This is a genomic window from Bacillus sp. FSL K6-0042 (assembly GCF_038006685.1).
Taxonomy (GTDB): domain Bacteria; phylum Bacillota; class Bacilli; order Bacillales; family Bacillaceae_G; genus Bacillus_A; species Bacillus_A pseudomycoides.
This window is the reverse complement of sequence record NZ_JBBOVS010000001.1, coordinates 2,674,490-2,697,170: the sequence shown is the minus strand read 5'-3', so window position 1 is coordinate 2,697,170 and position 22,681 is coordinate 2,674,490. Positions and strand designations below refer to the sequence as shown.

Genomic DNA, 22,681 nt, shown 5'->3' with positions numbered 1-22,681 from the left:
GTAGCTCATATTTTTTAATTTTAGTTTGGTTAAGTTAGAAAGGGCGCACGGTGGATGCCTTGACACTAGGAGTCGATGAAGGACGGGACTAACGCCGATATGCTTCGGGGAGCTGTAAGTAAGCTTTGATCCGAAGATTTCCGAATGGGGAAACCCACCATACGTAATGGTATGGTATCCTTACCTGAATACATAGGGTATGGAAGACAGACCCAGGGAACTGAAACATCTAAGTACCTGGAGGAAGAGAAAGCAAATGCGATTTCCTGAGTAGCGGCGAGCGAAACGGAATCTAGCCCAAACCAAGAGGCTTGCCTCTTGGGGTTGTAGGACATTCTATACGGAGTTACAAAGGAACGAGGTAGACGAAGCAGCCTGGAAAGGCTCGTCACAGAGGGTAACAACCCCGTAGTCGAAACTTCGTTCTCTCTTGAATGTATCCTGAGTACGGCGGAACACGTGAAATTCCGTCGGAATCTGGGAGGACCATCTCCCAAGGCTAAATACTACCTAGTGATCGATAGTGAACCAGTACCGTGAGGGAAAGGTGAAAAGCACCCCGGAAGGGGAGTGAAAGAGATCCTGAAACCGTGTGCCTACAAATAGTCAGAGCCCGTTAATGGGTGATGGCGTGCCTTTTGTAGAATGAACCGGCGAGTTACGATCCCGTGCGAGGTTAAGCTGAAGAGGCGGAGCCGTAGCGAAAGCGAGTCTGAATAGGGCGTTTAGTACGTGGTCGTAGACCCGAAACCAGGTGATCTACCCATGTCCAGGGTGAAGTTCAGGTAACACTGAATGGAGGCCCGAACCCACGCACGTTGAAAAGTGCGGGGATGAGGTGTGGGTAGCGGAGAAATTCCAATCGAACCTGGAGATAGCTGGTTCTCCCCGAAATAGCTTTAGGGCTAGCCTTAAGTGTAAGAGTCTTGGAGGTAGAGCACTGATTGAACTAGGGGTCCTCATCGGATTACCGAATTCAGTCAAACTCCGAATGCCAATGACTTATCCTTAGGAGTCAGACTGCGAGTGATAAGATCCGTAGTCAAGAGGGAAACAGCCCAGATCGCCAGCTAAGGTCCCAAAGTGTGTATTAAGTGGAAAAGGATGTGGAGTTGCTTAGACAACTAGGATGTTGGCTTAGAAGCAGCCACCATTTAAAGAGTGCGTAATAGCTCACTAGTCGAGTGACTCTGCGCCGAAAATGTACCGGGGCTAAATACACCACCGAAGCTGCGAATTGATACCTATGGTATCAGTGGTAGGGGAGCGTTCTAAGGGCAGTGAAGTCAGACCGTAAGGACTGGTGGAGCGCTTAGAAGTGAGAATGCCGGTATGAGTAGCGAAAGACGGGTGAGAATCCCGTCCACCGAATGCCTAAGGTTTCCTGAGGAAGGCTCGTCCGCTCAGGGTTAGTCAGGACCTAAGCCGAGGCCGACAGGCGTAGGCGATGGACAACAGGTTGATATTCCTGTACCACCTCTTTATCGTTTGAGCAATGGAGGGACGCAGAAGGATAGAAGAAGCGTGCGATTGGTTGTGCACGTCCAAGCAGTTAGGCTGATAAGTAGGCAAATCCGCTTATCGTGAAGGCTGAGCTGTGATGGGGAAGCTCCTTATGGAGCGAAGTCTTTGATTCCCCGCTGCCAAGAAAAGCTTCTAGCGAGATAAAAGGTGCCTGTACCGCAAACCGACACAGGTAGGCGAGGAGAGAATCCTAAGGTGTGCGAGAGAACTCTGGTTAAGGAACTCGGCAAAATGACCCCGTAACTTCGGGAGAAGGGGTGCTTTCTTAACGGAAAGCCGCAGTGAATAGGCCCAAGCGACTGTTTAGCAAAAACACAGGTCTCTGCGAAGCCGTAAGGCGAAGTATAGGGGCTGACACCTGCCCGGTGCTGGAAGGTTAAGGAGAGGGGTTAGCGTAAGCGAAGCTCTGAACTGAAGCCCCAGTAAACGGCGGCCGTAACTATAACGGTCCTAAGGTAGCGAAATTCCTTGTCGGGTAAGTTCCGACCCGCACGAAAGGTGTAACGATTTGGGCACTGTCTCAACCAGAGACTCGGTGAAATTATAGTACCTGTGAAGATGCAGGTTACCCGCGACAGGACGGAAAGACCCCGTGGAGCTTTACTGTAGCCTGATATTGAATTTTGGTACAGTTTGTACAGGATAGGCGGGAGCCTTTGAAGCCGGAGCGCTAGCTTCGGTGGAGGCGCTGGTGGGATACCGCCCTGACTGTATTGAAATTCTAACCTACGGGTCTTATCGACCCGGGAGACAGTGTCAGGTGGGCAGTTTGACTGGGGCGGTCGCCTCCTAAAGTGTAACGGAGGCGCCCAAAGGTTCCCTCAGAATGGTTGGAAATCATTCGTAGAGTGCAAAGGCATAAGGGAGCTTGACTGCGAGACCTACAAGTCGAGCAGGGACGAAAGTCGGGCTTAGTGATCCGGTGGTTCCGCATGGAAGGGCCATCGCTCAACGGATAAAAGCTACCCCGGGGATAACAGGCTTATCTCCCCCAAGAGTCCACATCGACGGGGAGGTTTGGCACCTCGATGTCGGCTCATCGCATCCTGGGGCTGTAGTCGGTCCCAAGGGTTGGGCTGTTCGCCCATTAAAGCGGTACGCGAGCTGGGTTCAGAACGTCGTGAGACAGTTCGGTCCCTATCCGTCGTGGGCGTAGGAAATTTGAGAGGAGCTGTCCTTAGTACGAGAGGACCGGGATGGACGCACCGCTGGTGTACCAGTTGTTCTGCCAAGGGCATAGCTGGGTAGCTATGTGCGGAAGGGATAAGTGCTGAAAGCATCTAAGCATGAAGCCCCCCTCAAGATGAGATTTCCCATAGCGTAAGCTAGTAAGATCCCTGAAAGATGATCAGGTTGATAGGTTCGAGGTGGAAGCATGGTGACATGTGGAGCTGACGAATACTAATAGATCGAGGACTTAACCATATAATATGAAGCAAATGTTATCTAGTTTTGAGAGAACATAAAAAACTTATTGACTTTTTTAATCAATCAAGTATAATAATGTTTGTCTCGAGTGAATGTAGTCTGGTAATGATGGCAGAGAGGTCACACCCGTTCCCATACCGAACACGGAAGTTAAGCTCTCTAGCGCCGATGGTAGTTGGGGCCTTGCCCCTGTGAGAGTAGGACGTTGCCAGGCTAATATTATTCCGCAGTAGCTCAGCGGTAGAGCTATCGGCTGTTAACCGATCGGTCGTAGGTTCGATTCCTACCTGCGGAGCCATGATTGGAGAGCTGTCCGAGTTGGCCGAAGGAGCACGATTGGAAATCGTGTATACGTCACAAGCGTATCAAGGGTTCGAATCCCTTGCTCTCCGCCATAATATTTTTGGCCCGTTGGTCAAGTGGTTAAGACACCGCCCTTTCACGGCGGTAACACGGGTTCGAATCCCGTACGGGTCACCACTTTTGGAGGATTAGCTCAGCTGGGAGAGCACCTGCCTTACAAGCAGGGGGTCGGCGGTTCGATCCCGTCATCCTCCACCATATATAACATATGAATAGTATCGTCGCGGGGTGGAGCAGTTCGGTAGCTCGTCGGGCTCATAACCCGAAGGTCGCAGGTTCAAATCCTGTCCCCGCAACCAAATGGTCCCGTGGTGTAGTGGTTAACATGCCTGCCTGTCACGCAGGAGATCGCCGGTTCGACCCCGGTCGGGACCGCCATTTATTTCTGGCTCGGTAGCTCAGTCGGTAGAGCAGAGGACTGAAAATCCTCGTGTCGGCGGTTCGATTCCGTCCCGAGCCACCATTTTAACTAAATATGCCGGCTTAGCTCAATTGGTAGAGCAACTGACTTGTAATCAGTAGGTTGGGGGTTCAAGTCCTCTAGCCGGCACCATGTAAGTTTCGGAGGGGTAGCGAAGTGGCTAAACGCGGCGGACTGTAAATCCGCTCCTTCGGGTTCGGCAGTTCGAATCTGCCCCCCTCCACCATTTACATTTTATATAGGGGTATAGTTTAAAGGTAGAACAGAGGTCTCCAAAACCTCCAGTGTGGGTTCAATTCCTACTACCCCTGCCAAAACATAACATGGCGGTTGTGGCGAAGTGGTTAACGCACCGGATTGTGGCTCCGGCATTCGTGGGTTCGATTCCCATCAGTCGCCCCATTTTTATTTTTTAACGTTTGTAAATAAAGTAGTTAATACTTGCATATAATGAATTAAAACTTCGGTGGGCTATAGCCAAGCGGTAAGGCAACGGACTTTGACTCCGTCATGCGCTGGTTCGAATCCAGCTAGCCCAGCCATTTTTGCGGAAGTAGTTCAGTGGTAGAATACAACCTTGCCAAGGTTGGGGTCGCGGGTTCGAATCCCGTCTTCCGCTCCAAATTAATTTAATATGGCGGCATAGCCAAGTGGTAAGGCAGAGGTCTGCAAAACCTTTACCACCGGTTCAAATCCGGTTGCCGCCTTTCTTATTATGCCGATGTGGCGGAATTGGCAGACGCGCACGACTCAAAATCGTGTTCCTTCGGGAGTGTCGGTTCGACCCCGACCATCGGTATCTAAAATGTTTATCGTAAATTACAGAAGAATTAAGTAATAGCAACGTTTAAAACGTCTTTCTACAGTTTGTAGGAAGGCGTTTTTTTGTGTTTTCAGAGATGTTTTTTACTGCAAAATCCACTTTTAAAATCGTATTCATTGGTCGTGTTCACAGGTAAAGAAAGGTGGTTAACTTTTGGCTAGAAGAAAAAACACTTTAGATGAAAGTGAATTAGCTGTTATTAAAAAACAAAGTAAATCTTATGTTGAAACGTTTGATGAAGCTATCACTTTGTTTGTGAAGGACTGTGAATTAAGAAATCTTAGACCGTTTACCATTAAATATTATTTAAATGAGTTACAAGCTTTTCTAAATTTATTAACAGAACAAGAAATAGACGCTTCTATTCTAAAGCCTTACAACATGACAGAAGAACATGTTAAAGAAAACGTAATACTTTACATGAAAAATTATAGGGGAATTAAGGTAGTTTCTATTAACACTCGTTTACGTGCATTACGTGCTTTCTACAACTTCTTATACAAACAGAAGCACATTCCTAGAAATCCAATGGAAAACATTAAGTTGTTGAAAGACAGAAAACGAATCATTCCCACTTTTTCAAAGGAACAGCTTAATAAATTGTTTCGTCAGCCTAATTTAAGGACGTTTACTGGCGTTAGGGATTACACAATTATGATGTTAATGCTTGAAACAGGAATACGTGTAAATGAACTGGTGGGGCTATCAGTAAAGGATATTCGCTGGGAAGATAGTTTGCTTGTAATTCGTAATGCCAAAAGTTATCGGGAACGACAAGTGCCTATACAAAGGGATATGAAAAACCAGTTGAAAAAATATATTGCGATTCGAGGTTATGTTGAAAGTAATGCTTTATTCGTCACTGTTGATGGTACACGGCTTACTAGAAGGGGAATACAGCAGCGAATATCTATATATGGCAACATGGCACAAATAAAAGATGTGCGTTGTAGTCCACATACCTTTCGTCATACGTTTGCGAAGTTAAGCGTACAGCAAGGGGCAAATATATTTGAATTACAAGCTATATTAGGACACACCAACATGGAGATTGTTAAAACATATGTTAACCTATTTGGCAATGACGTAAGGGAAAGACATAAAGAATTTTCGCCGTTAAAGGTACTTAATAAACGGTATATATAAAGAAAAAAGCCACCTACTGCAATAGGTGACCGAAGTTAAAATTTAAGCTGTAAAACTAAATAACGGATAATCCTTCATTCAGCCCTTGTATTATACCATTTTTTAAAATTGGTGTACAAGAGGTTTAGTTTCTTATTGTCTTTTTTAAGAACTATGGAGGTAATTTCCGAAAGTGGGAATGACCTAACACCACGATAAATACTTGAACAGGTGAGAACCAGCCAACGTCAGAAAATGGGTTCGTAGGCACGTTAGAAGCTTTCCTCGTTTGCTTGTGTCTAGTCTATGTGGAGAACGCACATAATCAGTTTGGTGGTTGCTTGGAGTACTACGGTACAGGTAGCAACGAATAAGAAAGATAATATTAGGTTACGAGTAATTAAGGATATGTCAGCAGTACAATTCCTTTCCTAAATTTTTCAGCATGTTGGACAAGCATGACGTGTTAAAAGTTCGTTGTAGGTGAAAATCTAGTGTTCAAACGAGGTGTTACTATACGGATTCCTTAACCCGATAGACCATGAGAAGTGACAATGAACGTCTGCTTTATGTCACATTAACTTTCTTGTTTTTGTGATATAAGGTAGTCATTCTATGCCCTAGCCGTTGTCCTGTACCCTCATCCCATGATGAAGGACAGACGGCATAAATCAAGGAGGTTTTTATTGAAAGAATATACTGAAAGTTATCTTTTGTGGAGGTATAATATGGTAAAGGGTAAATATGGTAAAGGGTAAATATGGTAAAGGGTAAATATGGTAAAGGGTAAATATGGTTTATAGGGGGAGAAAGTTAGTGACAGTTAAGGATATTAATATTACTGGTGAGTTAAGTGAGGGGATTTTTTCAGATGAAAGAATGAGTAGTAATGCTAAGAAAACGTTGTTACTATTCTTTACAGAATATATTTTACATGGTACTAACAGTATGATTGATGAATCGGGCGATAAGATAGAATTTAATTTTACTAAAGGTAAAACATTCTCAGTGCCAGTTATACCATTTATTGATTTTGAACGAGGACGTATAGAAATAGATGAGTTACTAGTGTATACGTATCTTTGCTATGTTGCACACACTTCTAACAATTCTAATGTGAAAATAAGAGTAGACATGATTAGTAAACGTACAGGGCTTTCAAAAAAGAAAGTGAAGGATGCATTAAATAGTTTGTATGAGAAAGAAAGTTACATTACGGACTTAGGAAAAGGAATAATTGATGTTTACTTGCTTTCAAAGGATTTACTATCTCAATTAGAACGAGGGAAAGAGTTGGTTGGACAAGGTGAGTTAGATAAAGGAGGAAGTACGCCTATACCAACCGAATTAATGAATAATTACTATAAGTATGGTTTTTCTCTTACTGATTTAGGGATATTAGTAATGCTTATGACTTATGCGTATAAAGGTATATATACAGAAGATGAAATTATAAAAAAAATTATAGGAAAACACCCTGAAACGACAGAATTTCAAATACAGTCCGCAGTTAGAAAGGCTGAAAACCAAGGATTCTTTAAACTGGTAAAACTGGGGAATGGAAGTACTCAACTTATTTACGAAAATTAGTAGAAGCATAATACAGTCATTAATGAGAAGCTAAAAGATTTGCAAGGGAGAAAAATTTATCATGAATAACAAAAAGCCGATGGACGTAAATGTCGACCTGCTATCAGATACAAACCGTTATCTTGTAAAAGGAAAGAACGGTAACATGGAAAAGTGTGAAACAAAAGTATTTATGATGAAACAATATGACTTTACTTTTATACCTGAAATAAATGGAGTATGCTTACGAGATGGATTAGGCTATGCAATGCCCTCTGAAAAGTTAAAGGAATTGGCTAAGGGATTATTTAACATGGCGGAATTTGGTTCGGATATTATTAAAGAGGTTAATATACAAACTCAACAATTTCATAATCAAGAAGCGTATGACGATTGCATGAGTAGCATTCATAAATCGGAGTTCAGGAAGAACTTAAAAAGGAACTGGTCGTTCCGATGTGTAGAATGCGACGAAAAGATTAGTAGTAAAGATGGCGGCTATTATTATTCGTTGAGTTCAACTTATATCAACATTCGTTCTAAAAGTTTTCCTTTCTTTTGTTCGGAGTCATGTATTAAAAACTATGTTAAAAATAATTTTCCTCATGCTGCTTCAAAATGAGGTGTTGATGATGAATGAGAAGGAATTAAAAGAACGTATTTAAACGGGGGAATAGCGTAACGAGATATTAACAGGATTATGCGTTTCCTTATCTATTCAGGCGGCTTACTACATAACGAAAGTTTTTGCATTGTGTGTGTTATCTTTAATGATTGGTATTCCAGTGACTTATAAAGCAACAAAATACTTTTTGAATAAGAAAAGTAGCACGCAGTTAATGGAATAAACTTAGAACCTGAAAAGACCACTGATATGGTTAAATACGCCTGACAGAAGGGGACATAGAAACCCCTATTGTTTATGAGGTGCGGTAATTTTATTTAATAAATTATTAATTGCAGCCTGTAATTGGAGGGTGTTTCATACCTATATAAATGAAGGGAGGAATAAGGTACTGGATTACTTCAGCTTGGTACTTTCTCCTTCCATGGCTGTTATGTTTAAAGAAGTATTGTATTTCTCCTTTTAGTTAGGGGGCGGTTATTACCGTCCTCTTTTTCTTTTGCATACGGTTATTAAATCAATAGTACAAGGGGGCGTAAGCATTGAAACGTGGTACATACAACCATGAAATTACACGAGAAATAATTAAATTAGCACGGTTGTCTAGAAACAAGACTCAATCAGAATTTGGGGATATTTGCGGTGTCCATCAGACATGTATTGCACATCTAGAATCGGGATATATGGACATTACGGTTAATTTGCAAAGTAAATTGAAGGACGGGTTTAGACGCCTACGAATTTCTAATGAGGAAATCGAGTTATTCAAACGGGCGGTTGATATAAAAAAAGTACGTGGGTACAAAATTTAAGGAGGAACATTAATGACATTGTTAAAAGTTGATGCGGCTGGTGTAGAAGCGGCAGTAAAGGGTATGAAACTGTACAAGGAAACTGAAAAAGTTTTAAAGGCATATGAAGTTGAAGTAAAGAAGTTGGAAGAACAGCGTGCGGAATTGTTAGATGAAAAAACAAAGTACCAAACGCTAATGACTGAAAACTTGTTAAAACAGCAAGAAGAGAAGGCAACCGCTAGACAACTTATTGAAGCTAAGAAGGATTATGCTGTACTAGTTATGGAATTATCTACAATTAACACTGTATTAGAAGAAACTGAAAAGCAAATTGCAGACGTGAAAGCAAAATACTTTCCATTATTAAAAGAATCTGAAGGCAAAGATAAGTTGGCTATGCATGCAGCTTACAATATGACACAGGATATTCAGCAAACACTGTATGATATGTTGACAGCTATTGCGGCTGTAAATAAAGAAATGAAGGTACAACATGCAGAAGCAATTGAAAGGGCTACCCCTATTTTGGCTGAAGCACAGAAACGTGACCATGCTTATAAAATGGTAGGTAAGCACACAAATGAATTTCTAGGGTATGGTAGAGTATTAGAAAGTCCTAAAGTTCCATTTAACACCCTACCTACTACAATGTTACAACATTCTGAAACAACTGCGGCTTCTTTAGGTGCCGTAAATCGTAGAAATCCGAGTGAAGAAGGTAACGATTAAAAATAATTCTATACGTAACACAATGAAGGCAGCCATTTGCGAGGGCTGTCTTTTTTTATTAATCACATACATTTGTGTCCTAAACGTCTGTGACTTTGGTACTACCTATTTAGCAAAACATTTTATACAAGGAGGACTATTCATGAAAAATCTAACATCTTTAAAAAATCGTTTCGATATTGGCGACACACACGTGACCTTGCTTATTGAAATTCTGCACAAGGAACAGACTGAAGGGCGTTTTTATTCATTTGAAGACCTGAAATCTTTCGCAAAGCAAATTAACTTTATTTCTGTATTTACAGAGGAAGTAACACTAGAAGAAGGGAAGTACTCTGCATTTGTTGACACGTTAGAAAAGTTAATTGAAGTAGCAGAAGAATTATGTGATTTAGGATTAATGCAACTGTATGAACCATATATGAATGTTTGCTATCTCGTACTACACGACATTGTTTACAACTAAGGGGGAATTTTAGAATGACAATTTTAAGTGAAGCTTTCCACGTAGCTACTACAAATTCACGCTTACGTGAGTTAGCAAATTTAGACGCATTGAAGAGAGAACAGCGTGAACATGATAAAAAAAGTTTCAAATCTGAAGGTGACAGCTTTACCAATACTAACATGAAAGAAATTACAAAGTTAATTGAAAGTATGGACGATACGACATTAGGCTATCTACTCATAATTCAGTCGTATTTACGATATGACGGCACTTTAGGAACAACTAAAACACCGTTTACTAAGGTTAAAGACTTTCAAGGGATTTTGAATTTAAAGGCACGTAAAACAAAAGATGTTATCAGTAAATTAACTGAAAAGGGCGTGCTATGTCTAAATGAAGATAAAGTTTACTGCATGAACCCTATCTACCATTTTAGAGGAAAAGTGCCACGCAGTCAGGTGAAAGATAATATTAAGCTAATCATAAAAAGCATACGTGCATTACGTGACGCAAAAGTTAAAGCAAAAGACCTCTCAACGGTCTATTTTTTATTGCCTTATGTAACATATGGACACAATATTCTTGCTAGCAATCCAAATGAAAGACAGCTAGAAAAGATTGACACGCTTAACTTGAAACAAATATCTACAATTATTGGTGTAGCTGATACCAACAAAGTATTACAAAAAATCAGACGAGTTACCTTTGAACATGAGAAATACGGGACACTATACGCATTCGCACAAGTTAGAAAAGGTGACAAAGAATATCACTTCAAGGCTAATCTGTTATTAATGCGAAGAATAAGTGAAAGGGAACACAGCTTACAAGTACATGAAATGTTAATTGCTGATTTTATTGTGAAGAGTAAGAAATAATACTATGCGTTTCGTGCACCTTTTTAATGATATACTATGCCTTTTGTACACCATGTTAAATAGAGGTTGAACCTTACTGCCACAAGGGATTGAGGTGCTTTTTACTAGTGTGATTATCTCTTAGTCTTTCACATTAATTTTAACTTACTGTACTTAACCAAAATAAAAACAAAAAACATACCGCATAACAGGGAAAGGGACTAACGCCCCTTTCCCTGTTATAGCGGCACTATTCATAGTAGTACTAGAAATATTAGCTAAGGAAACTATCAAATAGTAGACAAGGTGAAGGCGGAAGCCGTATCCGCAGTCACGCCCGTTAGGGCGGAATATACCGCTATAACATTAATTAACTATATTAGGAGTATGGAAATTTCCACCGCCCTTGTTTATTTGGTGATGTTAAAGGTGAATGTTGATACTCATTTTTACTAACGGGCAGGTTAATTCAATAAGAAAAAGACAGGTATTTGAGTGTTTTTAAAGAATAAATATATTTACATAATAAATTATGAGTTGGAGGGAATATATTTTGCAAAAACCATTTCACCATTTAGTAAGAGGAGTCTTTTTAAAAGATAATAAAATATTGCTTGCACAAGCTAGAGGATATACAAACACTTTTTTACCAGGAGGTGGTGTGTCAACACGAAACTAGACAATTTTTTTAAGGTGCTCCTGCCTGTACTGAACAGGGCTCAAATAGCCTAATGTGCCATGGATTCTAACATTGTTAAACCAGTTTACGTAGTCGTTCAATTCTAAAATCAATTCTTCTAAACTTGTGAAATGACGATCGCGAACGAACTCTGTTTTAAAGATTTTGTAGGTTGCTTCCGCTACCGCATTATCATATGGACAGCCTTTCGCACTTAATGAACGCTGGATTTTGAAGGTCTCTAACGTGTCATGGATCAGCTTGTTTTTGAACTCATTTCCTCGATCTGTATGAAATAAGGTAATCCGATTTAAGTTTGTTTTCACCGTTGCGAAAGCTTGTGAAACAAGCTCGGCATCTTTCTTTTGGCCTGCGCTATGGCCTATGATTTCTCGATTAAAGAGATCGACTAATAAACATACGTAATTCCACTTTTTGTTCACACGGACGTATGTTAAATCACTTACGACTACAGCCAGCTCTTCTTGTTGGTTGAACTGACGATTGAGTTCGTTTGAAATGTTTTCTTCGTTACAGCTAACTCTCTTCGGCTTAAATTGTGCAATCGTATAGTTCGATACTAAACCTTGGTTCTGCATGATTCGCCCAATACGGCGACGTGAAATCACATATCCTACCTTTTTTAGTTCTACTTTTATCTTTCGTGTTCCATAGTTCTGACGGCTCTCTCGGAAGATTTCTTTCACGAGTGGTGACAATTCATCTACTGTATCTTGTGCTTGTTTGGCTTCATAATAATACGTTGCTCTTGATAATTGTAGGACATTGCACATTGCTGATATTGAGTATTTATGTAGGTTATTCTTCACTACTTTTACTTTCGTCCTAGTATCAGCGCTGCTTGCTTTAAAATATCATTTTCCATAAGAAGTTGTTTGTTTTGTTTTCTCAACGCTTCCAACTCTAGTTGTTCAGCGGTCTTATTATCTTTCTCTTTAAACGAGCCAGACGTATGATTTTGATTGATCCATCGATCCAATGATGATGGTGTTAATCCATATTCCTTAATGATGTCTTTCCTTGGTTTACCATTCTGATACAGTTGAACCATTTGGTGCTTAAATTCCGCTGTAAAGGTTCTTCTTTCTCTTTTATTGTTCGTCATAGTAGATTCTCCTCAAATATATTAGTTGTAGTCTACTTGACCTTAATTTTTTTGTCTAGTTCAGTGTAGCCTATCCAAGGTCATATAGAATTTGGCGAAAGTGCTAAAGATGCATTAATAAGAGAGGTTGAAGAAGAATTAGGCATAAATTGTACAGTAGGGAGTTTTCTTGGAGTAGTTGAACACAAATGGGAGAAAGGCGGAGTATTACATTGTGAAATAAATCAAGTGTTTGAGGTTAAAAGTAATGAGGTGCTTATAAATTCTAATCCAGAGTCTATTGAATCACACCTTGAGTTCTTCTGGTGTGATAGAAAAGATTTAGATGATAGAAATTTACAACCTTATCCGTTCAGGAATCTAATTAATAATTACTTAAATGGGAAAAAAGATGCTTGGTGGGAGAGTTCATTAAACTCAGACATTGATGATTCAAACAGAAGCTAATTTCTTCTTGTTCTACTAAAGGGTGCTTAGTTTAATAAGGCATACAAAAAGACTGACTCATTTCGGTCTTTTTTCTTTGATTAAAATCAAAACCAAAGTTTAACAAAGTCTTTTATTTAAATGGAAAGAAACATACATTGGGAGGTTTATTTATGAGGAAAACAATGCCATTAAGTGATAAACAAAAACAAGCAGTAGAATTAAGGGTATATCAGCCAGAACGAACATTAAGAAGTATTGCTGAAGAAGTAGGAGTACATTTTAATACCATTACAAATTGGAAGAAGAATAAGGAGTTTATAGACTATAAGCAACAGTTGGCGTTATCTGTTCATGGTGAGTATTTAGTTGAAACATTAGATATTTTACGTAAGAAGGCATTAGACGGGAATACACGCAGCCATGTTAAATATCTTGAGTTACTGTTAAAAACATATGGCTTATTGGTAGATAAGCAGGAAGTTAGTGCAGTAGTAAAAGAAGAAAAATCAGAAGCTGAATTACTGGAAGAATTGAATATACTGTAATGAAAATGCTTTTTCCTTTAATGGAAAGGGCATTTTTTTATTGGTTATGTATAAAAGCATTAATGGAAACACAAAAAGGAATGCAATTATTAATAGTGGAATATATTTACTGAAGTGTAAAATCAAATATAGAAGAGGGGCAGTAAATGAAAAAAATATTGGAATTACTTTGATTATTATTATCGTTATTATTCCAATTATCTTTTATTTTGTATTGCATGGTAATCCTATTAGTAAGTATTTAATGGTAAAGGACACTAAAAAATATCTTATAGAAAAGGGATACAAGGAAGTTGATATTATGTCCATCGAATCAAAGTATGATATGAAAAGGAATACGGATAGGATTAAAGGAACTGTAGCGTATGTTGTATTTAAAGATGAACCAAAAGGAGAGTATTTATATATTCAATGGAGAGATTCAGGAAAAATCCAACAACATTGTGAATACTATAGTGAAAGTGCACAAGCATATGAAGTGACATTTACAGAAAAAAGAAAGCACATGGAAACTATTTGTACTGAAAAATATTAAGTATTCTATGAAAAGTAATTGTTTATTGACAAATAAAGTAAGGATAACAGCTGAAATTATTAAATTAAAACTGCTTGCGTACACCGTTTATTGTGAAGATTGATAATTTTTTCACAGGAATTATAGGTGACTGAAGGCTTGCTGCTATTCGTGTTAGGGGCATTTTACGTCCCCTGTGATAAGTAGGATAATCACAATATGTGTTCCTGTCTTCTTAAAATAACTGAACAAAGGTATTAATAAGGTATTAGTAATTAAAGTACTACTGAAACACGAGAAAACCGTCCTACACAAAAATAGAGGGGCTATAATATTTGTCACTATTGTCACCTAGTCCTTAGTAATTCCATGCCTTTTAAGCAATCTATAGAATTTCATACGGTTAATATTATGCTGTTCGCAAATTAGTGTTACTGGAAGTGTGCCTTTTTTATACTTGCGGATAGCTTCTTGTACACTTGCATTGTTTATATCTAAATCAGGTTTTCTTCCAATGTGTTTACCAGCTTCTTTTGCTGCCAACATACCAGCTTTACGCTTTTCATCTAACATATTTACTTCCATTTCAGCAACAGCCCCTAATACGGTTAACATAAATTTCCCCATAGTAGTAGATGTGTTAACCCTATCCCCCTTTAAATCCAAAATAACAAGGTTTATCCCCATTTCTTCTAGCTGTTCCGCTAATGTGAGTAAATCTTTTACATTACGGGCTATTCTATCAATACGGGTAATTACAAGGGTGTCCCCAGCCTGTAACGTATTTATTAATTTTTGTAGTCCTTCACGTTTCGTATTCTTACCTGTAGATTTATCTTCTACTAATTTAATATTTTCATCGTACTGTCTTAATAATTGGCGTTGTGTAGTTAAGTTTTGTCCTGCTGTAGAAACACGGGCGTAGCCGTATACAGTACCTTGTTTTTCTTCAGATTGTGTTAACTTATCCATTTTTTATAGCCCCCTAAAGTGTAACGTAATTACTATGTATTTATTTCGTTACACCTATAGTAACACTGTTTTATTTTCGTTACAACCTTTCGTTACACTTTTCTTTTAAAGAAAGTCCTGTATTTACTAGGATTATAATTGTCAGAAAAAAGTGTGCGGTAAGTATACCTTTCGTTACAGGAGTGACGGGCTATTATGCTAGGCTAGTTAAGTACCCTACCTATACAGTAGGGAAATTAATCATATACATATGTGTGGTAGGCAATGATAAAATTCCCATACTATCAGTATCGTAAAGCCGTAGTACTTGATACACACACATAGTGGCACAGGAAGGATAAACAAGGTAGGAGGAAGAAGGACAACAGTAGACAATAGGTATGTTACACAAGGCACAAAGTTAGTACTATAGTCAGGCATAGGCATACAAGTAGACACACATAGTGCAAGGCAATGTATAAGCATGATAATAAGAATAAAGTAAACATGAAATAACACTGAAGCCAATGTATGAAGATGTTAGATACGTTAGGTTGAATGCTAATGATTAATATATTTCTTTTATTTTGAAGGAAGGGGTACACAGGGGGACGCCGCCCTCTATATGTGCCTGTCTTGTGCTTTATACATATAGAAATCGGTTGGGAAACTTGGACTGGTAAGTATTTTGCATATTGGATATAATAAAATTGCTACTTCTTTAAGCGTTAGCACTGTTCACCTCATGCCGTTAAATCTAAAAAAGTCCTATCGGCATAATGAACGGAAAGACGTACGGCAAGGGTCGAATTGCTGTACGTCTATTTTTATGCCGTCTTAGCAGTCTTCTCTAAATTATTAACAGTTGCTAGTAGAGATTAATAAAGATTTATAGTAATGAGGAAGAGTGGTTCAAGTTTTTTGTATTTCGCTTTTAGCGACTCTTTTAAAAAATCATACAACATTTTTGGTAATTTTGATTACCTCGGAATGGCGGATGTTTGGGAAAATGTAATTGCTTCTTTAGCTAGGATATTTTCATCTTACTACCATTAAATTAAAAACAAGGGATATAATGAATGAAAAGTCATAAGAAAAAAGCGGATGACTTTTTATAACATATTGAAAAATTGAATAAAGCATAAGAAAAAGTAAATGAATTTAAAAGAGGAATACAAAGAAAAGATAATTATGGAAGGCTGTTTTCGAAAAGATTGTTGCTATTCAACTAACGGTGCAGGATAGTTGAAGAAGGATGATGTTATAATTAATTGGAAATTTACTTTATTTTATACTTTATGAGGTGGAAAATGGACTCTTTAGAATTAAATAAATCTAAATATATTGTCTCTAATATCAAAGACATTTTGCATAAAAAGCTTATTCTTGCTAAACCGTTAACTAAAGATGAGGTAAAAAAATTAAACCTAGTTAATCCCCCTGTATACGAAAATGAGAAGTATCTCATTCAAGAACAGTGGTTATACAGTATTAATATCGGAGAATGGGAAGATGTGGGGATTATTATTCAAGGGAATAATGAAAATCCTGATGTGGAGATTATCGAAATGGCAGAAAAAATATTCGATGAACTCCATCTACATATAAGCTGTGCATTAAAATATTTACAGAAATTTTTCCCTAATCAAGAAATGAAGAACTACTATCTATCCACAATATGTTTTGGAAAGATGGTTAATTTTGACGATTATATATTTTCAGGGTTTAGTTTAGCTTTTATTTATGAAGGTCCCTTTGAGTTTCAGTATAAAGTAAAATTTAAAGACGATGGATGGCCTATTGGTTTTGAAGGTGGGCCACTTTAATAATCACAGATAATTTTTTCTTATTGAACTAACGGGGCTTTAGTTGAAGAAGATAGCCAAACTAGAAGCAACAATCTTTTCGAAAACAGCCTTATGGAAAATAAAAAGGGGAGGTTATTACATGATAAACAAGATTATAGTTACCTTAATTCAAGAACGAGTAGCAGCAGCTTTTAATTTCCCCGTTTACAATCTTGATAATGAAACAGTACTAGACAGGGATTCATTAGCTGATATGTTATATGAAATGGAGGACAAAGACCCTTCTTTTTATGTGGACGATATAGTAGAAGAAGCACAAAAGGTGGGTATGAATGCTGAAGAAGTTTTATATACACTTACGGAAGTATGCAATGCGTATAAGAGTATGATAGAACTTCTTGAACAAGCACCTGAATCACATAAGAATCAATTAATAGATAAGTTCCTTACTCTTATTGACGCAGGGCTATGTGCAGAAGCAAAGACACTTTTAAATTAACGACACCTTAACGGGTGTCTTTTTTGTTTGTCCTAATTTAGTGACAATACGGTACTACCTATTTATAACAAACAAAATGAAATGGGGTACTTAAAAATGGAGTTTAACAAAATTGAATGGGAAGAAAAGGAAGAAGGACTATTTGAATTAATTAACGGGAAATCTGTACAAGTTCTAAAATTAGAGTTTATAGAAAGTTTGAAAGAAGAAGCTAATAAATGTTTTAAACAAGCCGAGAAGCACTTCAGAGAATTTATGATATTGGTAGCCGCACATAAAGAAAATGAAAAAGAAGCTGATGAACAGTGGCTTCTATGGGAGGTTTTTAATGAAAAAGGTATTTATTTATAAGAAGAAGTCGAAAAATTATATACTCAATGGTCTTTAAAGGAATTTGTAGTAGAATAAACAAATAAAATACTGAAATGTGTAAAACGAAAATAAATAAAACGGGGTACAGGCTTAACGGCTTGTACCCTTTTTTGTTTATTGAAAATTTGGAAGTACTCTTTAGTGAGAGGAAATATGTTGTTTACAAAGTAGTGCTGTTAGTGGCAATAGGCGTTGTTTGATTAGCAGTCACATGTTCTTCAGATTTTTTTGTATGCTTTACAAAAACCTTTGATGAAAAATCACATACATAAAAAACTTCATCGGGTTTTATACCTTCTACAAAACACACTGTTCTTTTTTCATCGAGTGCATAACCGTGGATTAAACTTTCTAACTTTTCTTCGGCTACTATATTAATAATATATTGTGAAGGTTTCTTATTTCTTGTAAGGTTATTCATTGTGGTTTGTATACATGCAAAAATTAAAATAAGAAGTATTATGGAAGGTATCATCTCATAATTCCACTTCCTAAAAATTTGAGTAGTAATGAGATAGGAAAAAATAATTACACTACTTATGGTTTGAAGGAAAATTAAAACCTTAAGAACAATATTAAACCTCTTGTTTTTATGCAGGGAAAACAAAAACAGAAAATATAGTACAAATAATAGAATAACACTAATAATTAAAGTTCCTCCGATGTACCAAACTTTTTCGCTGTTACTCCAAGTTTTATTAAGGTTATCATATACTCCAAAGTTAAAAAACACAGCAGCAAATAGATATAAAAAAGCACCTAACAATGTAGATAAAACCACATTCCAAAAATTCAATTTTACTTGTGCGGCTTTATTTAAATACAATTTATCAATTTCCTTAGTTGTTGCCGCTATTAAAACTTGATTAAAACTATATAATACAGCTGGTATAAGTAAGGTGGTTATAATTGTAGTGAATGCAGGTGAAAACTTGCCTATTGTCTCTATTGTTAGTCCGTCAAACATTTTCGTTGTTCAGTCCTTTCAAGGTTAAATTTCGATAAAAAAGAACGCACTTTTAAGGGTAACGTTCTTTTTACTTAATTAAATTATTGTTTCGCCGTGTGTGTTTGTAGGTGCAGGCGGTCTTCCGTGGTCATAGGCAGATGCACCAGTGTCGCCATCAGCTTCATTACTTACAATACTAGTATTTCCATCTGCGTAAGATGATGAACCACCATCACCTCTATTATCGGCAGGTGAAGGAGTATCACCTATATTTAATGCTAAATCAGGTCTTTGTGGTGCGGGTGTGTCACCTTTGTTTAATGCCGAAAATCCTGGAATGTTGTTAACACTAAAAGTCATAATTCCAGCTAACGCTAATCCTGTTATTGTTAATCCAATCTTTTTCATTACTTTAACGCCCCTTTAGCTAATAGTTTTTTTCTTGCTTCATTACTAATGTAGAAATATTTACTAGCCTTCGCATGATTTTCCTCTGCATAAAATTTATTCGCTAGTCGTTCTGCATATTCTTCAATACAATCCCATAATTCTTCTTTTTTAAAGTATGAAACTCCTGCTAATACAGCAGTTTCTAACTCTGTAGTGTTAGATGTGTTGTTCATTTCTCTTAGAATTGTAAAACGGTATTGATATTCCTTATTCCCTAATTCATTGCAGATAGTTAAACCTTTTTCAATGAGTTGAGATGCAATTTCTGTTTCACCTAATTTTAAATTTTCATCTGCTTGTAAATATAGGGCTTTAAAATGATTTGGTATGTTTTCCGTAACTTCTGATAAGTGACGAATTGCTAAAGAAGACAGATTTTGATTTGCATACAATAGTCCGATGTTATTTCTAACACGTAGTAACAATGTTCTTTCATTTTTATTTTTTAGAATATCTATGGCGGCGTTAAAGTTTTCTTCGGCTTGTTCAAATTGTCTTAAATCTATACAAGATAACCCAAAAATGTTATCACATAAAGCTACATTGATTTCATAGCCCGCATGTTTAGAAAATATATCTTTTGCTACTCGTATGTGGTCAATAGCTAAAAGCGGTTTATAGATTTGATAGTAAAATGAAGCTAAACGATAATTAAATTCAGCTTTCTCTAATTCATTAGGTACATACATTAAAAATTTTTCAGCTTTCTCAAAATGTTCTTTTGCTTCATTGTAGTCTGCAAGAATGGTGCTGTGAATTGCTTTGAAGAAGTGATAATAATAGGATAGAAAGCTGTTATCAGGTATATCAAAGGAGTTAATTTCATTAAAACTATCTTTTGTAATGTTAAGTCCATCTGCCAGTACTTTATATCTGAAGTTTAATAATGAATAATATAATAATAAATTTTCGTCTTCCTGTTTATTGGAAAGTTTGTCCTCAATCTCTTGTTTAAATGGTTTTGCTTTTTCTACTTGGTGCTGTAGTATAGCCTGATACCAGTCATTTAGTAGCTTTGAAATTTGTTCATTCCCCTTCATTTGAATGTTCATGAAATCCCCTCTCCTTTTTTGAATATTCTTATAAATAATGATAGCAAGAATAAAATATAATAGAAATTGAATTTCAATATTTCTCAACATTTGTTTGAATATTTACTTGAGTAAATTAAAAGAAGGAAGAAGATAAAGTGTTAAGAGGTTTTGATTTTTTTGTTGATTTTATAGTAATTAATTTGTACCATAAATACTGTAATTTATTAATATACTTTACAATTAATTATAATTTATGGGAAAAAGGAAAGGGAAGAGTTGTTAATGGGGTTTTTTAAACGGACTAACTTAGATAAAACAGAACTATTGTTACTATATATCATGAAAGAATTAGAAGCTGATAAAGCACCAGTAAAGTTATCTTATAACCAGTTACAGGACTATTTAAGGGCTAATCGTAATACAACATCAAAGGCAATAAAAGGACTGAAAGAACAGGGGCTACTGTCTGTTACGGTAGGACAAGGGAAAGCTTCCAACACTTATCAACTTACATTAGAAACAGATATATAAGGAGAAGAGTGGTTATATAATAGTAGAAAAAATATATTGAAAATCTCGCCTGCTAGAACTATACTGTAAAGTATATAGTAGTCGTGTGAACAGGCTAACTGTAACACCCTGCAATTAACTGTAGAATTACTTAATATGACTGTGAAAAATGATAATAAATAATGATATAACGGAAAAAACCGACTCAAAATCGTGTTCCTTCGGGAGTGTCGGTTCGACCCCGACCATCGGTATCAAAAAGACGAGTAATCGTCTTTTTTATTTGTCTTCGGATTGATTATATCGTACATATTAAGCGCTTCTTACTTCGGTAAGGAGTGCTTTTTTTGTGTTTATAGACGTTGAATTCTTAGATGACTATATTAACTCGAATCGTGCGAGCAAATCGTTTACGTTGAGTGTGGAGGCGTAGTTGTGGTAAGACGAAGGAACGTGTTAAATGATCGCGAATTATCTGTTGTTCACAGTAGAGAATCCTACGGAGCCCCGCGTTTAATTATCGTAAGTGACCACCATTCTCGTTGGCTTTACTCGTCTTTTTTTATACGAGGAAGTCAAAGTATAACCAAGACTCTCTTTTATAGGATACATATTTTCCAATGTATATGTTAAGGATATATATTGAATGACTTTGTCTATAAGGAAAGGACGAATGTTTAAATATGAATTCAAAAGAATCAATTCTTAGCCTTACTAGTAATAAGGATATTGTTAAATACCTAAATGTAAGGAAAGACCCTATCGATTTACGAGATAAAATGTTTCAAAGTTATCTTTTTAGTAATGAGGAGGATCTTCCAACTCAAGTGGATCTTCGAGAGCGAATGTCAGATGTTGTACAGCAAGGTCAACTTGGTTCTTGTACAGCAAACGCTATTGTATCCGGATTACGTGAGTATCTCTTAAAACAATCGGGACGCCCATTTGTTCTATTATCACGCTTATATCTATATTATCATGAACGAGAAATAGAGGGAGACATTCAAAACGATAATGGAGCTATTTTGCGAGATGGGATGAGTGTACTTGAAAAGCTGGGAGTCTGTCCTGAGAAAGATTACCCTTACCAAATAGAGCATTTTCGTGATACACCATCCTCGAAATCGGAAAATGATGCATTACTTTATCGGATTGGGCAATATAGTCGTGTGCAAGATTTACCACGATTAAAATCTGCACTGGCGCATGGACTTCCAGTAGTTCTTGGTTTTCTAGTTACAAATGCCTTTTATCACTCTGATGAGGTAAGAAATACTGGAATCGTACCTATCTCAGGAACTGATGATGTAATTATAGAAGATGGACACCCAGCAGGACATGCTGTATGTGCTGTTGGGTATGATGATGATAAAAAAGTTGTGATTATTCGAAACAGCTGGGGGACAGAATGGGGAGATGAAGGGTATTGTTATTTTCCATATGAATTATTCAAAAACGGAATTGTACAGGATATGTGGACCGGACGTTAATTTCAGAATAAGGAAGGAGGATAAAAAGATTATTCTAATTCCTCCTCTTTGAATAATCTTTTTTTGTATTGCGTATACTATCTGCAAGCCGACTTCCCTTCGGCTTCACTCTTTCAAAACGGGGCAATCTCTCCTCCGTGTCGTGTAAGAACGTAACGGGGGACTTAATCAGTTGCCTGCTTTTTTTGCGAATAAACGTAAAAATTCTTGTCCACAATAACTAAAGAAAATATCTTAAGCTATTCGTAGCAACCTCCAGCAAATGTTTTTTGTACGACCGTTCTTGTAAAAGAGGCGGTCTTATTTACGTATTGCTATAAACACAAAGAAAACCTCTTATAGTATCAGTCATTCCATTATCGGTACTAACTGAACAAAAGTTAACACTACGAGCAATTCTCACCGTTCGCACCACGCATTAAAACCGTGCATCGTAATCGGCAGTGAGTCCGAGAGTCCGATGAACCAAATCATGCGCATTATGAGGAAACGCACTTTGTATTAAATAAATTTGGAGATGAATTGCTAGATTATTAACGAAATCTGGAGACCTTTCAGAACCAAAATAATGGGTTGTAAAAGTAGGCTTCCATTTTAGGAGGCTTTTTTCATGTACATT

General features: G+C 37.3%; 21 protein-coding genes, 15 tRNA genes and 2 rRNA genes. 33 read left to right on the top strand and 5 right to left on the bottom strand.

Annotation, left to right across the window (positions count from 1 at the left end; translation table 11 throughout):
- The first annotated feature begins 27 nt into the window (after positions 1 to 27).
- The 25 genes from MHH45_RS13855 (at position 28) to MHH45_RS13735 (ending at position 11,385) form a co-directional block, all read left to right on the top strand.
- Positions 28 to 2,949: ribosomal RNA gene (locus MHH45_RS13855) — 23S ribosomal RNA — on the top strand.
- Positions 2,950 to 3,050: 101 nt separating this feature from the next.
- Positions 3,051 to 3,166: ribosomal RNA gene (gene rrf / locus MHH45_RS13850) — 5S ribosomal RNA — on the top strand.
- A gap of 9 nt (positions 3,167 to 3,175) precedes the next feature.
- Positions 3,176 to 3,250, top strand: a tRNA-Asn gene (locus tag MHH45_RS13845).
- A gap of 5 nt (positions 3,251 to 3,255) precedes the next feature.
- Positions 3,256 to 3,347, top strand: a tRNA-Ser gene (locus MHH45_RS13840).
- Positions 3,348 to 3,357: 10 nt separating this feature from the next.
- Positions 3,358 to 3,432: transfer RNA gene (locus MHH45_RS13835), tRNA-Glu, on the top strand.
- A gap of 5 nt (positions 3,433 to 3,437) precedes the next feature.
- Positions 3,438 to 3,513, top strand: a tRNA-Val gene (locus MHH45_RS13830).
- A 24-nt stretch (positions 3,514 to 3,537) separates the two neighbouring features.
- Positions 3,538 to 3,614: transfer RNA gene (locus MHH45_RS13825), tRNA-Met, on the top strand.
- 3 nt (positions 3,615 to 3,617) lie between these two features.
- Positions 3,618 to 3,693: transfer RNA gene (locus MHH45_RS13820), tRNA-Asp, on the top strand.
- Positions 3,694 to 3,702: 9 nt separating this feature from the next.
- Positions 3,703 to 3,778, top strand: a tRNA-Phe gene (locus MHH45_RS13815).
- A 14-nt stretch (positions 3,779 to 3,792) separates the two neighbouring features.
- Positions 3,793 to 3,868 (top strand) — tRNA-Thr (locus MHH45_RS13810).
- A 10-nt stretch (positions 3,869 to 3,878) separates the two neighbouring features.
- Positions 3,879 to 3,962, top strand: a tRNA-Tyr gene (locus MHH45_RS13805).
- Between the two features lie 14 nt (positions 3,963 to 3,976).
- Positions 3,977 to 4,050: transfer RNA gene (locus tag MHH45_RS13800), tRNA-Trp, on the top strand.
- 12 nt (positions 4,051 to 4,062) lie between these two features.
- A tRNA-His gene (locus MHH45_RS13795) sits at positions 4,063 to 4,138 on the top strand.
- 65 nt (positions 4,139 to 4,203) lie between these two features.
- A tRNA-Gln gene (locus MHH45_RS13790) sits at positions 4,204 to 4,278 on the top strand.
- Between the two features lie 5 nt (positions 4,279 to 4,283).
- Positions 4,284 to 4,358, top strand: a tRNA-Gly gene (locus tag MHH45_RS13785).
- 14 nt (positions 4,359 to 4,372) lie between these two features.
- Positions 4,373 to 4,443, top strand: a tRNA-Cys gene (locus tag MHH45_RS13780).
- Between the two features lie 10 nt (positions 4,444 to 4,453).
- Positions 4,454 to 4,535: transfer RNA gene (locus tag MHH45_RS13775), tRNA-Leu, on the top strand.
- Between the two features lie 177 nt (positions 4,536 to 4,712).
- Complete coding sequence (locus MHH45_RS13770; protein WP_088093823.1) at positions 4,713 to 5,705, top strand: tyrosine-type recombinase/integrase; 993 nt, start codon at positions 4,713 to 4,715, stop codon at positions 5,703 to 5,705.
- A 795-nt stretch (positions 5,706 to 6,500) separates the two neighbouring features.
- Positions 6,501 to 7,274 carry a hypothetical protein gene (locus tag MHH45_RS13765; protein WP_088093824.1) on the top strand — a complete coding sequence of 258 codons (774 nt, stop codon included), beginning with the start codon at positions 6,501 to 6,503 and terminating at the stop codon, positions 7,272 to 7,274.
- 61 nt (positions 7,275 to 7,335) lie between these two features.
- Positions 7,336 to 7,875 carry a hypothetical protein gene (locus MHH45_RS13760; protein WP_088093825.1) on the top strand — a complete coding sequence of 180 codons (540 nt, stop codon included), beginning with the start codon at positions 7,336 to 7,338 and terminating at the stop codon, positions 7,873 to 7,875.
- Between the two features lie 545 nt (positions 7,876 to 8,420).
- Positions 8,421 to 8,690 (top strand): helix-turn-helix domain-containing protein, encoded by a 270-nt coding sequence (locus MHH45_RS13755; RefSeq protein WP_088093826.1) that lies wholly within the window; start codon positions 8,421 to 8,423, stop codon positions 8,688 to 8,690.
- A 12-nt stretch (positions 8,691 to 8,702) separates the two neighbouring features.
- A complete protein-coding gene (locus tag MHH45_RS13750; RefSeq protein ID WP_088093827.1) occupies positions 8,703 to 9,401 on the top strand; it encodes a DNA repair protein Rad50 in 699 nt (232 codons plus the stop codon).
- 142 nt (positions 9,402 to 9,543) lie between these two features.
- Complete coding sequence (locus MHH45_RS13745) at positions 9,544 to 9,867, top strand: hypothetical protein (RefSeq protein ID WP_088093828.1); 324 nt, start codon at positions 9,544 to 9,546, stop codon at positions 9,865 to 9,867.
- 14 nt (positions 9,868 to 9,881) lie between these two features.
- On the top strand, positions 9,882 to 10,727 hold the full coding sequence (locus MHH45_RS13740; RefSeq protein ID WP_088093829.1) for a hypothetical protein: 846 nt from the start codon (positions 9,882 to 9,884) through the stop codon (positions 10,725 to 10,727).
- A 532-nt stretch (positions 10,728 to 11,259) separates the two neighbouring features.
- A complete protein-coding gene (locus MHH45_RS13735; RefSeq protein WP_283936153.1) occupies positions 11,260 to 11,385 on the top strand; it encodes a hypothetical protein in 126 nt (41 codons plus the stop codon).
- Here the strand turns inward: MHH45_RS13735 and MHH45_RS13730 are convergent.
- Positions 11,382 to 12,511, bottom strand: a protein-coding gene (locus MHH45_RS13730; protein WP_088093830.1) for an IS3 family transposase whose coding sequence is annotated in 2 segments (ribosomal slippage) — positions 11,382 to 12,256 and positions 12,256 to 12,511 — 1,131 coding nt in all. Because the reading frame shifts where the segments join, the coding sequence is not laid out codon by codon here. The two genes, MHH45_RS13735 and MHH45_RS13730, sit on opposite strands and share 4 nt — an antisense overlap.
- Before the next feature lie 72 nt (positions 12,512 to 12,583).
- On the opposite strand from MHH45_RS13730, the gene MHH45_RS13725 reads away from it, so the two are divergent.
- The 3 genes from MHH45_RS13725 (at position 12,584) to MHH45_RS13715 (ending at position 14,020) form a co-directional block, all read left to right on the top strand.
- Positions 12,584 to 12,958, top strand: a complete 375-nt coding sequence (locus MHH45_RS13725) for an NUDIX domain-containing protein (protein ID WP_088094226.1) — start codon at positions 12,584 to 12,586, stop codon at positions 12,956 to 12,958.
- Between the two features lie 152 nt (positions 12,959 to 13,110).
- Positions 13,111 to 13,485 carry a phBC6A51 family helix-turn-helix protein gene (locus MHH45_RS13720; RefSeq protein ID WP_249922716.1) on the top strand — a complete coding sequence of 125 codons (375 nt, stop codon included), beginning with the start codon at positions 13,111 to 13,113 and terminating at the stop codon, positions 13,483 to 13,485.
- 46 nt (positions 13,486 to 13,531) lie between these two features.
- Entirely contained in the window at positions 13,532 to 14,020 is a 489-nt protein-coding gene (locus MHH45_RS13715) for a DUF3139 domain-containing protein (RefSeq protein WP_249922717.1), read from the top strand.
- Between the two features lie 330 nt (positions 14,021 to 14,350).
- Here the strand turns inward: MHH45_RS13715 and MHH45_RS13710 are convergent, their stop codons facing one another.
- On the bottom strand, positions 14,351 to 14,971 hold the full coding sequence (locus tag MHH45_RS13710) for a recombinase family protein (RefSeq protein ID WP_088094224.1): 621 nt from the start codon (positions 14,969 to 14,971) through the stop codon (positions 14,351 to 14,353).
- A 1,289-nt stretch (positions 14,972 to 16,260) separates the two neighbouring features.
- On the opposite strand from MHH45_RS13710, the gene MHH45_RS13705 reads away from it, so the two are divergent.
- The 3 genes from MHH45_RS13705 (at position 16,261) to MHH45_RS13695 (ending at position 17,608) form a co-directional block, all read left to right on the top strand.
- Entirely contained in the window at positions 16,261 to 16,776 is a 516-nt protein-coding gene (locus tag MHH45_RS13705; RefSeq protein WP_088094223.1) for a hypothetical protein, read from the top strand.
- A 121-nt stretch (positions 16,777 to 16,897) separates the two neighbouring features.
- A complete protein-coding gene (locus MHH45_RS13700; protein ID WP_002094682.1) occupies positions 16,898 to 17,257 on the top strand; it encodes a hypothetical protein in 360 nt (119 codons plus the stop codon).
- Positions 17,258 to 17,353: 96 nt separating this feature from the next.
- Positions 17,354 to 17,608, top strand: coding sequence for a hypothetical protein (locus MHH45_RS13695; protein WP_088094222.1), 255 nt, complete (start codon positions 17,354 to 17,356; stop codon positions 17,606 to 17,608).
- A gap of 181 nt (positions 17,609 to 17,789) precedes the next feature.
- Here MHH45_RS13695 and MHH45_RS13690 read toward each other — a convergent pair whose 3' ends face one another.
- The 3 genes from MHH45_RS13690 to MHH45_RS13680 all read right to left on the bottom strand — a co-directional run bounded on the left by MHH45_RS13690 (position 17,790) and on the right by MHH45_RS13680 (position 20,080).
- The gene (locus MHH45_RS13690; RefSeq protein WP_088094221.1) at positions 17,790 to 18,596 is read right to left on the bottom strand and encodes a hypothetical protein; all 807 of its coding nucleotides are present in this window, start codon (positions 18,594 to 18,596) and stop codon (positions 17,790 to 17,792) included.
- 78 nt (positions 18,597 to 18,674) lie between these two features.
- Entirely contained in the window at positions 18,675 to 18,986 is a 312-nt protein-coding gene (locus MHH45_RS13685; protein WP_088094220.1) for a Phr family secreted Rap phosphatase inhibitor, read from the bottom strand.
- The gene (locus tag MHH45_RS13680; protein WP_088094219.1) at positions 18,986 to 20,080 is read right to left on the bottom strand and encodes a response regulator aspartate phosphatase; all 1,095 of its coding nucleotides are present in this window, start codon (positions 20,078 to 20,080) and stop codon (positions 18,986 to 18,988) included. Before MHH45_RS13680 ends, MHH45_RS13685 begins: the two co-directional genes overlap by 1 nt.
- A gap of 264 nt (positions 20,081 to 20,344) precedes the next feature.
- Between MHH45_RS13680 and MHH45_RS13675 the strand changes: the two genes are divergently transcribed.
- Both MHH45_RS13675 and MHH45_RS13670 read left to right on the top strand, forming a co-directional pair.
- Positions 20,345 to 20,593: a winged helix-turn-helix domain-containing protein gene (locus MHH45_RS13675; protein WP_088094218.1), complete on the top strand. Its 249-nt coding sequence runs from the start codon at positions 20,345 to 20,347 to the stop codon at positions 20,591 to 20,593.
- A gap of 662 nt (positions 20,594 to 21,255) precedes the next feature.
- Positions 21,256 to 22,062, top strand: a complete 807-nt coding sequence (locus MHH45_RS13670; protein ID WP_088094217.1) for a C1 family peptidase — start codon at positions 21,256 to 21,258, stop codon at positions 22,060 to 22,062.
- The last annotated feature ends 619 nt before the right edge of the window (positions 22,063 to 22,681 follow it).

What these genes read in the sequence shown, in the direction of transcription:
- MHH45_RS13740 (WP_088093829.1), top strand. Translation starts at nt 9,882, where the DNA reads ATGACAATTTTAAGTGAAGCTTTCCACGTAGCTACTACAAATTCACGC.
- MHH45_RS13705 (WP_088094223.1), top strand. Translation starts at nt 16,261, where the DNA reads ATGGACTCTTTAGAATTAAATAAATCTAAATATATTGTCTCTAATATC.
- MHH45_RS13690 (WP_088094221.1), bottom strand. Translation starts at nt 18,596, where the DNA reads ATGTTTGACGGACTAACAATAGAGACAATAGGCAAGTTTTCACCTGCA.
- MHH45_RS13750 (WP_088093827.1), top strand. Translation starts at nt 8,703, where the DNA reads ATGACATTGTTAAAAGTTGATGCGGCTGGTGTAGAAGCGGCAGTAAAG.
- MHH45_RS13675 (WP_088094218.1), top strand. Translation starts at nt 20,345, where the DNA reads ATGGGGTTTTTTAAACGGACTAACTTAGATAAAACAGAACTATTGTTA.
- MHH45_RS13745 (WP_088093828.1), top strand. Translation starts at nt 9,544, where the DNA reads ATGAAAAATCTAACATCTTTAAAAAATCGTTTCGATATTGGCGACACA.
- MHH45_RS13695 (WP_088094222.1), top strand. Translation starts at nt 17,354, where the DNA reads ATGGAGTTTAACAAAATTGAATGGGAAGAAAAGGAAGAAGGACTATTT.
- MHH45_RS13700 (WP_002094682.1), top strand. Translation starts at nt 16,898, where the DNA reads ATGATAAACAAGATTATAGTTACCTTAATTCAAGAACGAGTAGCAGCA.
- MHH45_RS13685 (WP_088094220.1), bottom strand. Translation starts at nt 18,986, where the DNA reads ATGAAAAAGATTGGATTAACAATAACAGGATTAGCGTTAGCTGGAATT.
- MHH45_RS13720 (WP_249922716.1), top strand. Translation starts at nt 13,111, where the DNA reads ATGAGGAAAACAATGCCATTAAGTGATAAACAAAAACAAGCAGTAGAA.
- MHH45_RS13670 (WP_088094217.1), top strand. Translation starts at nt 21,256, where the DNA reads ATGAATTCAAAAGAATCAATTCTTAGCCTTACTAGTAATAAGGATATT.
- MHH45_RS13710 (WP_088094224.1), bottom strand. Translation starts at nt 14,971, where the DNA reads ATGGATAAGTTAACACAATCTGAAGAAAAACAAGGTACTGTATACGGC.
- MHH45_RS13680 (WP_088094219.1), bottom strand. Translation starts at nt 20,080, where the DNA reads ATGAACATTCAAATGAAGGGGAATGAACAAATTTCAAAGCTACTAAAT.
- MHH45_RS13760 (WP_088093825.1), top strand. Translation starts at nt 7,336, where the DNA reads ATGAATAACAAAAAGCCGATGGACGTAAATGTCGACCTGCTATCAGAT.
- MHH45_RS13715 (WP_249922717.1), top strand. Translation starts at nt 13,532, where the DNA reads ATGTATAAAAGCATTAATGGAAACACAAAAAGGAATGCAATTATTAAT.